The organism is Xanthomonas sp. LMG 12461 (assembly GCF_009192935.1).
In the GTDB taxonomy this organism is placed as follows: Bacteria; Pseudomonadota; Gammaproteobacteria; order Xanthomonadales; family Xanthomonadaceae; genus Xanthomonas_A; species Xanthomonas_A sontii.
In genome coordinates, this window is sequence record NZ_NQYT01000036.1 from 99,444 (window position 1) to 111,783 (window position 12,340).

The window sequence follows — 12,340 nt, forward strand, 5'->3', positions numbered from 1 at the left end:
CCCGGAATCCGGGCCAGCGACCGGCACGGTCCTTGCAGTGCGCAGGGTCGATCCTGGCCGAGCGCACCCCCGATGTCCGAGAGCGAAGAAGGCGCAGAGCGCACAGAACAGCCAACAGACAAACGTCTGCGCGAAGCCCGCGAACAGGGCAACATCCCGCATTCGCGCGAACTGGCGACCGCCGCGGTGTTCAGCGCCGGCGTCTTCGCCCTGATGGGCCTGTCCACCTCCATGGCCGCCGGGGCGGTGGCCTGGCTGAAACAGGCGCTGCGCCCGGACCTGTCGCTGCGCGAGCATCCGCAGGCGATGTTCGGCCATTTCGGCGACTTGCTGCTGAACCTGCTCTGGGTGGTGCTGCCGCTGGTCGGCATCTGCCTGGCGGCCAGCTTCGCCGCGCCGGTGCTGATGGGCACTTTGCGCTTCTCAGGCCAGGCACTGATGCCCAAGTTCGACCGGCTCAACCCGATGAATGGGCTCAGCCGCATGTACGGCGCCGAGACCATCGTCGAACTGCTCAAGTCGATCCTGCGCATGGGCTTCGTCGGCGGCGCCGCGATGCTGTGCCTGTGGGGCAGCACCGACTTCCTGCGTGGCCTGCTGCTGCAGCCGCTGGAGCAGGCCATCGGCCACGGCCTGGGCTTCACCCTGCGGCTGCTGCTGTACACCGCCGGCGCGCTGGCGCTGCTGGCGGCGATCGACGCGCCCTATCAAAAGTGGAATTACATCCGCAAACTGAAGATGACCCGCGAGGAAGTGCGCCGGGAAATGAAGGAAAACGACGGCAGCCCCGAGGTCAAGGGCCGCATCCGCCAGATGCAGATGCAGATGTCGCAGCGGCGGATGATGGAAGCCGTGCCCAAGGCCGACGTGGTGGTGGTCAACCCCACCCACTATGCGGTGGCGCTGAAGTACGAGAGCGGGCGCATGCGCGCCCCCACCGTGGTCGCCAAGGGCGTGGACGAGATCGCCTTCCGCATCCGCGAGGTCGGCGAGCAGCACCGCGTGGCGGTGATCTCGGCGCCGCCTTTGGCACGCGCCTTGTATAGGGAAGGCCAACTCGGCAAGGAAATTCCCGTGAGACTGTATTCCGCGGTGGCGCAGGTCCTCTCGTACGTCTACACGCTGCGCGCCTGGCGCAGCGGGCCGATGCCGCCGTTGCCGCCGCTGGAAGTGGATGAATTCGCCCCGGGGAGCCAGCCATGAGTCAGCCTGCCGCTCAGATGAACACGCGCAAAGTCATGGACATGATCAAGCACGGGCTCGGCGCCCCGGTGATCGTGTTGCTGATGCTGGCGATGGTCGTGGTGCCGCTGGCCGCACCGGTGCTGGACGCCCTGTTCACCTTCAACATCGCCATCTCGCTGATGGTGCTGCTGGCGGTGGTGTACGTGAAGCGGCCGCTGGAGTTCAGCATCTTCCCGATCGTGCTGCTGATGACCACGATGCTGCGCCTGGCGCTGAACGTGGCCTCCACCCGCGTGATCCTGATCAACGGCCAGGGCGGCCACGGCGCCGCCGGCAAGGTGATCGAGGCCTTCGGCGAATTCGTGATCGGCGGCAACTATGCGGTCGGCATCGTGGTGTTCGCGATCCTGACCATCATCAACTTCGTGGTCATCACCAAGGGCGCCGGGCGCGTGTCGGAAGTGACCGCACGCTTCATCCTCGACGCCATGCCCGGCAAGCAGATGGCGATCGACGCCGACCTCAACGCCGGCCTGCTGACCCGCGAGGAAGCCAAGGCCCGCCGCGAGGAAGTGCGCGAGGAAGCGGACTTCTACGGCTCGATGGACGGCGCCAGCAAGTTCATCCGCGGCGACGCCATCGCCGGCATCCTGATCCTGTTCATCAACCTGATCGGCGGCATGGCGGTCGGCGTGCTGCAGCACGGCATGCCGGTGGCGCAGGCCGCCTCCACCTACACCCTGCTGTCGATCGGCGACGGCCTGGTCGCGCAGCTGCCGGCGCTGCTGGTGTCCTCGGCGGTGGCGATGCTGGTCACCCGCGCCTCGCGCTCGCAGGACATGGGCGCCTCGATGATGGGCCAGGTGTTCGGCCAGCATAAGGCGCTGGCGGTGGCCGCGGCGATCCTGGGCCTGGTCGGCCTGATCCCGGGCATGCCCAACGTCGCTTTCTTGACGCTGGCGCTGATCCTGGGCCTGCTGGCCTGGAAGATGTGGAAGCGCAGCCTGCTGCCGCCGCCGGCCGCGGCCGAGGCGGCACCACAGGCCGCGGCCGCCGCTCAGGCCAATGCCGAACTGGGCTGGGACGAACTGCGCCCGATCGACCCATTGGGCCTGGAGGTCGGCTACCGGTTGATCCCGCTGGTGGACAAGACCCAGGGTGGCGAGCTGATGGCGCGGATCAAGGGCGTGCGCCGCAAGCTGACCCAGGACATCGGTTTCCTGGTGCCGCCGGTGCACATCCGCGACAACCTGGAACTGCCGGCCAACGCCTACCGCCTGCTGGTGCACGGCGTGCCGGTGGCCACCGCCGACATCCACCCGGACCGCGAGCTGGCGCTGGACCCGGGCGGCGCGCTCGGCAAGATCGACGGCATTCCCGGCAAGGACCCGGCGTTCGGCCTGGATGCGATCTGGATCCAGCCGCACCTGCGCGCCCAGGCCGAGACCATGGGCTACACCGTGGTCGACCCGGCCACGGTGATCGCCACCCACCTCTCGCACCTGATCCGCGAGCACGCCCCGGAACTGCTCGGCCACGAGGAAGTGCAGCAGCTGCTGGCGACCCTGGCCAAGAGCGCGCCCAAGCTGGTCGAGGACCTCACCCCCAAGGCGCTGCCGCTGTCGGTGGTGGTGCGGGTGCTGCAGAACCTGCTCATCGAGAAGATCCCGGTGCGGCAGCTGCGCAAGATCGTCGAGGCCCTGGTCGAGCACGCCCCGCAGAGTCAGGAACCCGGCGCGCTCACCGCCGCCGTGCGCAACGCCCTGGGCCGGTTCATCGTCCAGGAGATCGCCGGCATGGCCCCGGAACTGCCGGTGTTCACCCTGGCCCCGCAATTGGAACGCGTCTTGCAGGACTCTACCCAGGGCAACGGCGCGGCGCTGGAACCCGGACTGGCCGAACGCTTGCACCAAAGTCTGGCGGACTGCGTGAGCAAGCAGGAGGCGCGCAACGAACCGGCGGTGGTGCTGGTGCCGGCGCAGGTCCGCGCCGCCCTCGCCCGCCTGGTCCGCCACAGCGTCCCCGCGCTGTCGGTCCTGTCCTACAGCGAAGTGCCGGAGGACAAGCGGCTGAAGCTGGTGGGCACGATCAGTTGAGATGACGGGAAACGGGAACAGGGAATGGGGAATCGCACCCTTGCCCCGGCAGCGGAGAGAGCAATGAACACGATCACGAAAAACCGGACACGACACCGCGGCCCGCCACGTATCGGCACCGATCACGCATCAATTCCCCATTCCCCACTCCCCATTCCCGGCTCCCACCCATGAAGATCAAACGCTTTGTCGCCCCCGACATGCGCACCGCCTTCCGGATGGTGCGCGACGAGCACGGGCCGGATGCGGTGATCCTGTCCAACCGGCGCACCGACGAGGGCATCGAGATCGTGGCCGCCAGCAACTACGACGAGGCCCTGGTGCAGCGGGCGCTGGATGCGGTGCGCCCGGACGAGGCGCCGCGCGCCGCCGCGGCGAGCCAGGCGCCGGCCGCTGCGGCCCCGCGTGCCGCACGCGGCGACGCCGCCGCCAGCCCGGCGATGGCGATGATGGCCGCGATCAGCGAGCGCCGCGGCGGTGCCGCGCCGGCCGCTCCCGCCGCACGGCCGCTGACCCAGCCGGCGGCGCTGGCCGCCTCGGCGATGCCCGCCGCGGCCGCCCCGGCTGCCGCCGCACGCCAGGCCGCCCCGGCCAAGGCCGCAGCGCCGGTCACCGGCCGCGCCGAGTTCAGCATCCCCGAGGACGTGTTCCGCAACGCCCCGATCAGCGTGCCCATGCCCAGTCCGTTCGCCGCCGCCACCGCGGCGCCGGCCGCCGAGGCCGTGCCGGCCTGGCGCGACGACGTGCCCGCGGTGGCGCTGACCCCGGTGGCGAGCCCGGCCCCGGCCGCGCCCGTCGCGACCGCCGATGCGCCGGCCGCTGCCGGGATCCCGGCGGCCGCGGCGCTGGCGGCAGTGCCGACCTTCCCCGCCCCGCAGAACGACGAACAATTGACGCAGCTGCGCGACGAACTGTCGCTGATGCGGCAGATGATCGAGCGCGAGATGAACCGCCTCACCGACGAGCGCCTGCGCGGCTCGCCGGTCCGCGCCCAGGCGCTGGAGCTGATGGACGACTACGGCTTCGACAGCGGCATCACCCGCGACGTGGTCATGCAGATCCCCGCCGACCTCGAGCTGCACCGCGGCCGTGGGCTGATGCTGGGCCTGCTGTCCAAGCGCCTGCCGATCGCCGCGCTGGACCCGCTCGAGGAAGGCGGCGTGATCGCCCTGATCGGCCCGACCGGCGCCGGCAAGACCACCACCATCGCCAAGCTGGCCTCGCGCTTCCTGGAGCGCCATGCCGCCCGCGACGTGGCCCTGGTCACCACCGACACCATCCGCGTCGGCGGCCGCGAACAGCTGCACAGCTACGGCCGCCAGCTCGGCATCGCCGTGCACGAGGCCGACAGCGACGCCGCGCTGCAGCAGCTGCTGGAGCGCCTGGCCGACTACAAGCTGGTACTGATCGACACCGCCGGCATGGGCCAGCGCGACCGCGCCCTGGCCGCCCAGCTGCACTGGCTGCGCGCCTCGCGCGTGGTCCGATCCTTGCTGGTCCTCCCCGCCAACGCCCATTTCTCCGACCTGGACGAGGTGGTGCGCCGGTTCGCCGGCGCCGACCCACAGGGGGTCATCCTGACCAAGTTGGACGAGACCGGGCGGTTCGGCAGTGCCTTGTCGGTGGTCGTGGACCACCGCCTCCCCATCACCTGGGTGACCGATGGACAGCGTGTGCCGGACGACCTGCACCGCGCCAACGCCGCCAGCCTGGTATTGCGCCTTGAAGATTTGCGGCGCGCTGCCGATAAGCCCTGTACTCCGGAGCAGACCCATGCCGTCGCGTGACTACGTCAATCTGACCAATGCCTTCCCCCTGTCGGCGACGCGCAGCGAACCGCTGGGTCCGGTGCGCACCATCGCCGTGACCGGCGGCAAGGGCGGCGTGGGCAAGACCAACATCTCGGTGAACCTGTCCATGGCGCTGGCCGACATGGGCAAGCGCACCCTGCTGCTGGACGCCGACCTGGGCCTGGCCAACGTCGACGTGCTGCTCGGGCTGACCCCCAAGTTCACCGTGGCCGACCTGGTCGCCGGGCGCTGCACCCTGGAAGAGGTGCTGATCGACATGCCCAACGGGCTGATGGTGGTGCCCGCTGCCTCCGGCCGCCGCTACATGGCCGAGCTGCCGCCGGCCCAGCACGTCGGCCTGGTCAACGTGTTCTCCGAGCTGCAGCGCGAGCTGGACGTGATGATCGTCGACACCGCCGCCGGCATCACCGACAGCGTGCTGACCTTCTGCCAGGCCGCGCAGGACGCGGTGGTGGTGGTCTGCGACGAGCCGGCCTCGATCACCGACGCCTACGCCCTGATCAAGGTCCTCTCGCGCGAGCGCGGCGTGGACCGGGTGCAGATCGTCGCCAACATGGTCCGCGACCTCAACGAAGGCCGCCTGCTGTACGACAAGCTCAGCCGGGTCTGCGAGAAGTTCCTCGGCGACGTGTCGCTGAACTACCTGGGCTGCGTGCCGCAGGACGACTGGCTGCGCCTGTCGGTGCAGCGCCAGCAGCCGGTGGTCAAGGCCTACCCGTCCAGCCCGTCGGCGCAGGCGATCTCCGAGATCGCCCGGCGCACCGCACGCTGGCAGGCGCCGACCGCCCCGCGCGGCAACGTCGAGTTCTTCGTCGAGCGCATCATCCAGCGCGGGGTGGCCGCATGAACGCCGCCGCCCATTACCGCGCCGTCCAGCGCAACAGTGCCAACGACTACATCACCCAGCACTCGGACCTGGTCCGGCGCATCGCCCACCACCTGGCGGCGCGGCTGCCGGCCAGCGTCGAGATCGACGACCTGATCCAGGCCGGCATGATCGGCCTGATCGAGGCCTCGCGCAGCTACGACGCCGAACAGGGCGCCTCGTTCGAGACCTACGCCTCGATCCGCATCCGCGGCGCGATGATCGACGAGATCCGCCGCGGCGACTGGGTGCCGCGCTCGGTGCACCGCCGCGCCCGCGACGCCGCCTCGGCGATCCGCAAGATCGAACAGAGCACCGGCCGCGCCGCCGCCGCCAACGAAGTGGCCGCGGCGATGGACATGCCGCTTCCCGAATACCTGCGTTTGATGGAAGATGCCGCCCGCGGCCAGGTGCTGAGCCTGGAGTCGCGCATCGAGGACCATGGCGAACTGGATACCATCGCCAAGGGCGGACCCAATCCGCAGCAGATGCTCGAGCGCAGCGAATTCGGCCGCGAGCTGGGCAAGGCCATCGCGCAGTTGCCCGAACGCGAGCAGTTGGTGCTGTCGCTGTACTACGAGCAGGAATTGAACCTCAAGGAAATCGGCGCGGTGCTCGGGGTCAGCGAGTCGCGCGTGTGTCAGATCCATGGCCAGGCCACGGTACGGTTGCGCGGACGCCTGAAGGCGTTCGAGGTCGCCGATGCCGGTCTGGAAGACGAAGAATAGGAACCCTTAGGAGTCAGTGGTGAACAAGAACATGCGGATTTTGATCGTGGACGATTTCTCGACGATGCGACGCATCGTCAAGAATCTGCTCGGCGATCTGGGCTTCACCAACACCGCCGAGGCCGAAGACGGCAACAGCGCCCTGGCCGCGCTGCGCTCGGCGCCGTTCGAGTTCGTGGTCACCGACTGGAACATGCCGGGCATGACCGGCATCGATCTGCTGCGCAACATCCGCGCCGACGACAAGCTCAAGCACCTGCCGGTGCTGATGGTCACCGCCGAGGCCAAGCGCGAGCAGATCATCGAGGCCGCGCAGTGCGGCGTGAACGGCTACATCATCAAGCCGTTCACCGCGCAGACGCTGCAGGAGAAGCTGGGCAAGATCTTCGAACGCCTGGGAGCGACCGCCTAAATGGAAGCCACCGCCGAACGTACCGCCCTGATCGAACGCCTGCAAGGCGCGCTGGACGCGCTGGAGAACGGCGACGAGGCCGGCTGGCGCAGGGAGATCGACACCCTCGCCGCCTGGCGCACGCGGCCGATGATGCAGGGTCTGAGCCGGCTCGCGCGCGATCTGGGGCAGGCGCTCGGCGAACTGCCGGTGGTGCCCAGCGAGGCCGGCGAGCTGGACGACGCCTGCTCGCGCCTGGACCACGTGGTGGAGATGACCGAACAGGCCAGCCACCGCACCCTGGACCTGGCCGAGGAATGCCGTGCGCTGGCCGACCAGCTCGCCGCCGGCGGCCTCAGCGGCGACCAGGGCGAGATCCTCGACAAGATCCGCCACAACCTCACCGAAATGGCCCTGGCGCAGAGCTTCCAGGACCTGACCGGGCAGATCATCCGTCGCGTCGCCGGCATCGTGCGCCGCGTGCACGAGGGCTTCGGCGCGCTGGGTCTGCCGCCGAAGGAAGAAAACAAGAAGGCCGACGGCAGCCTGGCCGGCCCGGCCCTGCCCGGCCTGGACCGCCACGGCGTGTCGCAGCACGACGCCGACGACCTGCTCTCGGGCCTGGGACTGTAACGCTATGAGCGCCGTACCCGACGACATCGCTGCCGACTTCATCATCGAGGCCCAGGAGATCCTGGACCGGCTCGGCGAGCAGCTGGTGTCGCTGGAGCAGGCGCCCGAGGACAGCGGCCAGCTCAACGCCGTGTTCCGCGGCTTCCACACGCTCAAGGGCGGCGCCGGCTTCCTGGCGATCAACGCCATGGTCGAGCTGTGCCACGCGGCGGAGGAAACCCTGGGCATGGCCCGTGCCGGCCAGGCCACCCTGCAGGCGCGGCACTTCGACGCCGCGCAGCAGTCGCTGGACTACCTGCAGTCGATGCTCGATGCCTTCGGCAGCGGCCAGGAGCCGCCGCGCGCGCCGCCGGAGCTGATCGCGCAGTTCGACGCGCACGGCGACGACGCGCCGGCGCCCGCACCCGCGAAGAGCGCCGCGCCCGCGCCCGCCGCCGTCCCGGCCACCGCCGCGGCCGCGGGAGACCTGATCAGCGACGACGAATTCGAAGCGCTGCTGGACCAGTTGCACGGCGATGCACCGCCGACGGCCACGCCGCAGGCGCTGCAGCCGGCGCCGCGCGCGCCCAGCGCCGCGCCCAAGGCCGCGGCCGCCCCGGCCAAGGCCGCCGAAGCCGAACACACCGTGCGCGTGGACACCAAGCGCCTGGACGCGATCGTCAACCTGATCGGCGAACTGGTGCTCTCGCGCAACCGCCTCAAGACCCTGCGCGTGCGCCTGCGCGACGAGGAACTGGACCGCGCGGTCAGCAGCCTGGACATCGCCACCGCGCGCCTGCAGTCGGCGGTGATGCGCACGCGCATGCAGCCGGTGGGCAAGGTGTTCTCGCGCTTCCCCAAGGTGGCGCGCGACGTCGCCCGCTCGCTCAACAAGGAAGTGGAACTGGAACTGATCGGCGCCGACACCGAGCTCGATCGCAACTTGGTCGAGGCGCTGGCCGATCCGCTGGTGCACCTGGTGCGCAACGCGATCGACCACGGCATCGAAGCCCCGGCGCTGCGCGAAGCCACCGGCAAGCCGCGCGGCGGCCACGTGCGCCTGTCGGCGCAGCAGGAAGGCGACTACGTCAGCATCGAGGTGCAGGACGACGGCGCCGGCATCGACCCGGAACGGCTGCGCGCCAAGGCCCGCGAGAAGGGCCTGATCGACCCCGAGGCCGCCGCCCGCCTGACCACCGAGGAATGCCTGCACCTGGTGTTCCTGCCCGGCTTCTCGACCAAATCCGAAGTCACCGACATCTCCGGCCGCGGCGTGGGCATGGACGTGGTGCAGTCGCGCATCCGCGAACTCAGCGGGCAGATCCAGATCCAGTCGGAACTGGGCCGCGGCAGCCGCTTCCTGATCCGCGTGCCGCTGACCCTGGCGATCCTGCCGACCCTGCTGGTGCAGGCCGGCGATACCGTCTACGCGCTGCCGCTGGCGCGCGTGGTGGAAGTGCTGCACGCCCCGCGCCGCTCGCTGGGCTGGTTCGACGGCCGCGCCGTGCTCGACCGGCAGTCGCACACCCTGCCGCTGGTGGACCTGCGCCAGTGGCTCAACATCGACGCCCCGCAACTGCCGCTGCTCACCGTGGTGGTGCTGCAGGCCGGCGAATCGCGCATGGGCCTGGTCGTGGACCAGGTCCGCGGCCGCGAGGAAGTGGTGATCAAGCCGCTGCCGCGCTCTCTGCGCGGCCTGCCCGGCTACGCCGGCGCCACCCTCATCGGCGACGGCCGCCTGGCGCTGATCCTGGATGTGGATGGCTTGAAGGCCTGAAAGCCGGGATTGGGGAATGGGGATTGGGGAATCGTAAGAGCGGGTTCCCTGGCGCTTCGTTTTCCCCTGATTCCGCCGTAGAAGCGGCTTCAGCCGCGACGCGGTGAGGCTGGGATTCGGGAATCAGGATTCGGGAATCGCAACAGCAGCTCCCGTGTACCTCACCCCCAATGTGGGAGCGGCTTCAGCCGCGACGCGATAGAGCCGGGATGAGCGGTTGGCGTGCGCGCGCTTTTGCGATTCCCGAATTCCCATTCCCGAATCCCGGCTTCATCGACTCCCCATTCCCCATTCCCGGCCCCCAACCCATCAAGTCCCAAGCCCCCTGGCCGATACCTCCTGCATGGACAAGCTCAGTCTCATCGGCCTGCTGTTGGCGATTCTGTCGCTCATCGGCGGCAGCATCCTCAAGGGCGCCGGCATTTCGGCGCTGTGGTCGCCGGCTGCGTTCGTGATCGTGATCGTCGGCACCGTCGCCGCGATCCTGGTGCACACCCCGCCCTCCGTGTTCCGCCGTGCGTTCCAGATCGCCAAGTGGATCCTGTGGCCGCCGCCGAGCGACCGCCAGGCGCTGCTCAAGCAGATCGTGGAATGGAGCAACATCGCGCGCCGCCAGGGCCTGCTCGGCCTGGAGAACCAGGTGCCGCAGCAGCAGGATCCGTTCGTGCGCAAGGGCCTGCAGATGCTGGTGGACGGCGTGGAGCCGGAAGCGATCCGGCACATGCTGGAGATCGACCTGGAAGGCCAGGAACATTGCGACCTGGCCGCGGCCAAGGTGTTCGAGGGCATGGGCATCTACGCGCCAACACTGGGCATCATCGGCGCGGTGCTGGGCCTGATCGCGGTGATGAAGAACCTGGCCGACCCGAGCAAGCTCGGCCACGGCATCGCCGCCGCGTTCACCGCCACCATCTACGGCATCGCCTCGGCCAACCTGCTGTTCCTGCCGATGGCCGCCAAGCTCAAGAGCGTGATCAAGCACAGCTGCGGCGAGCGCGAAATGATCATCGAAGGGTTGATCGCCATCGCCCAGGGCGAGAACCCGCGCAACATCGAATCGAAACTGGCCGGATTCTTGCATTGAGTTCCGAATGGCCCGCAAGCACTCCCACGACGAGCACGCCAACCACGAGGCATGGGCCATCCCCTATGCCGACCTGATGACGTTGCTGCTCGCCTTCTTCGTGGTGATGTACGCGCTGTCCACGATCAACGAAGCCAAGTACCGGGTCATGGCCGACGCGATGAGCGCCGCGTTCGGCGGCACCCCGACGACCCTGCGTCCGGTGCAGGTCGGCGACCACGCGCTGCAGGGCCAGGGCGGCGAGCGGCCGACCCCGATCAAGTCCAGCCCGGCGCTGACCCTGCCAGATCCCAACCGCCTGCCCTCGGGCAACGCGCAGCGCGGCGACGACCTGCGCGACGCGCAGCAGCTGCGACGCGCGCAGCGCCAGCTCGACAGCATCGCCGATCGCCTCGGCGCCGCGCTGGCGCCGCTGATCCAGAAGAAGCTGATCACCGTGCGCCGCGCCGGGCTGTGGATCGAAGTGGAGATCAACAGCGACATCCTGTTCGGCTCCGGCTCGGCCGCGCTCGACCAGAGCGCGCGCGCCACCCTGTCCGAACTGGCGCAGGTGCTGTCCGGCGTGCCCAACGGGGTGCGCGTGGAGGGCTACACCGACAACACCCCGATCGCCACCGCGCAGTTCCCCTCGAACTGGGAACTGTCGGCGGCGCGCGCGGCCAGCGTGGTCCACCTGTTCGCCGACCAGGGCCTGCAGCCCTCGCGGCTGTCGATGATCGGCTACGGCCAGTTCCGCCCGCGCGCCAGCAACGACACGCCGGCCGGCCGCAACGCCAACCGCCGCGTGGTGCTGGTGATCCTGGCCGACTCCGGCGACAGCGGCGATGCGACGCCGTCGGCCTCCGATCGTTTGAGCGCCGGCGCCGTGCCGGCCACCCCGACACCCCCCGCCGCGGCGGCCCCCGGCAACGCCGGCGGCCCCCGCGCAGTACCTGCCATTGAAGGAGTCAACTGATGCGCATCTGGGCGATCGCCAACCAGAAAGGTGGCGTGGGCAAGACCACCACCACGCTGGCCCTGGGCCGTGGGCTGGCCATGCTCGGGCACCGCGTGCTGATGCTCGATCTCGATCCGCACGCCTCGCTGACCCGGGCCTTCGACGTGCCGCAGGAACCGCAGCCGCCGGGCGTGCTCGACCTGTTCGCGACCCCGCCGGGCGAACTCGCCGCGCTGGCCCGCGACACCGCGGTCGAGCGTCTGAGCTTCGTCTGCGGGCAGACCGCGCTGGCCACGCTGGAACGGCGCAGCGCCAACCAGCCCGGCCTGGGCCTGGCGCTGCAGCAGGCCATGGCCCGCCACGCCGGCCAGCACGACTACATCCTGCTCGACTGCCCGCCGACCCTGGGCCTGCTGATGATCAACGCGCTGGCGGCGGCCGACCGCGTGATCATCCCGACCCAGGCCGAGCCGCTGGCCCTGCACGGCCTGGCCAGCATGGTCCGCACCGTGGACATGGTCGAGCGCTCGCGGCGCCGGCCGCTGCCCGCCTCGATCCTGCCGACCCTGTTCGACAAGCGCACCCGCGCCGGCAACGAGACCTTGCGGCAAATGCAGGACAGCTACGGCGAGCGGGTGTGGGAAGACGCCATCCCGGTCGACACCAAGATCTGCAACGTCAAGGCGCTGACGGTGGCCGGCGTGCCGGGCGACTACCCGGGCCGCGGCCTGGCCGCCTACCGCCGCGCGCTGGAATGGCTGATCGCCAGCGACGCCACGCCGATGGAGCAAGCCGCATGAGCACCCCCGGGATCATCGACGATTATCTGGAAGGCCTGCTCCACGACGTGATCG

Annotated in this window: 11 protein-coding genes; all 11 read left to right on the plus strand. The window is 69.8% G+C overall.

Translation table 11 applies throughout. The features are described from left to right. The first annotated feature begins 72 nt into the window (after nucleotides 1-72). A complete protein-coding gene (flhB, locus tag CEK68_RS10320) occupies nucleotides 73-1,203 on the plus strand; it encodes a flagellar biosynthesis protein FlhB (RefSeq protein ID WP_017909010.1) in 1,131 nt (376 codons plus the stop codon). A 17-nt stretch (nucleotides 1,204-1,220) separates the two neighbouring features. Further along, nucleotides 1,221-3,281 carry a flagellar biosynthesis protein FlhA gene (flhA, locus tag CEK68_RS10325; RefSeq protein ID WP_026143395.1) on the plus strand — a complete coding sequence of 687 codons (2,061 nt, stop codon included), beginning with the start codon at nucleotides 1,221-1,223 and terminating at the stop codon, nucleotides 3,279-3,281. Between the two features lie 170 nt (nucleotides 3,282-3,451). Continuing rightward, the gene (gene flhF / locus CEK68_RS10330) at nucleotides 3,452-5,068 is read left to right on the plus strand and encodes a flagellar biosynthesis protein FlhF (protein WP_152239304.1); all 1,617 of its coding nucleotides are present in this window, start codon (nucleotides 3,452-3,454) and stop codon (nucleotides 5,066-5,068) included. Continuing rightward, entirely contained in the window at nucleotides 5,055-5,939 is an 885-nt protein-coding gene (locus tag CEK68_RS10335) for a P-loop NTPase (RefSeq protein WP_010341540.1), read from the plus strand. The genes flhF and CEK68_RS10335 overlap by 14 nt, the downstream gene beginning before the upstream one ends. Continuing rightward, nucleotides 5,936-6,685 carry an RNA polymerase sigma factor FliA gene (locus CEK68_RS10340; RefSeq protein WP_010341541.1) on the plus strand — a complete coding sequence of 250 codons (750 nt, stop codon included), beginning with the start codon at nucleotides 5,936-5,938 and terminating at the stop codon, nucleotides 6,683-6,685. Before CEK68_RS10335 ends, CEK68_RS10340 begins: the two co-directional genes overlap by 4 nt. 19 nt (nucleotides 6,686-6,704) lie before the next feature. Then, nucleotides 6,705-7,097 (plus strand): chemotaxis response regulator CheY, encoded by a 393-nt coding sequence (gene cheY, locus CEK68_RS10345; protein ID WP_010341542.1) that lies wholly within the window; start codon nucleotides 6,705-6,707, stop codon nucleotides 7,095-7,097. Further along, the gene (locus tag CEK68_RS10350; RefSeq protein WP_152239305.1) at nucleotides 7,098-7,709 is read left to right on the plus strand and encodes a protein phosphatase CheZ; all 612 of its coding nucleotides are present in this window, start codon (nucleotides 7,098-7,100) and stop codon (nucleotides 7,707-7,709) included. Between the two features lie 4 nt (nucleotides 7,710-7,713). Beyond that, entirely contained in the window at nucleotides 7,714-9,465 is a 1,752-nt protein-coding gene (locus CEK68_RS10355; protein ID WP_152239306.1) for a chemotaxis protein CheA, read from the plus strand. Nucleotides 9,466-9,808: 343 nt separating this feature from the next. Beyond that, a complete protein-coding gene (locus CEK68_RS10360) occupies nucleotides 9,809-10,549 on the plus strand; it encodes a flagellar motor protein (protein WP_010341770.1) in 741 nt (246 codons plus the stop codon). A 7-nt stretch (nucleotides 10,550-10,556) separates the two neighbouring features. Further along, nucleotides 10,557-11,504, plus strand: a complete 948-nt coding sequence (gene motD / locus CEK68_RS10365; RefSeq protein WP_150411407.1) for a flagellar motor protein MotD — start codon at nucleotides 10,557-10,559, stop codon at nucleotides 11,502-11,504. Then, nucleotides 11,504-12,286 (plus strand): ParA family protein, encoded by a 783-nt coding sequence (locus tag CEK68_RS10370; protein WP_017910758.1) that lies wholly within the window; start codon nucleotides 11,504-11,506, stop codon nucleotides 12,284-12,286. The genes motD and CEK68_RS10370 overlap by 1 nt, the downstream gene beginning before the upstream one ends. Nucleotides 12,287-12,340: the final 54 nt, after the last annotated feature.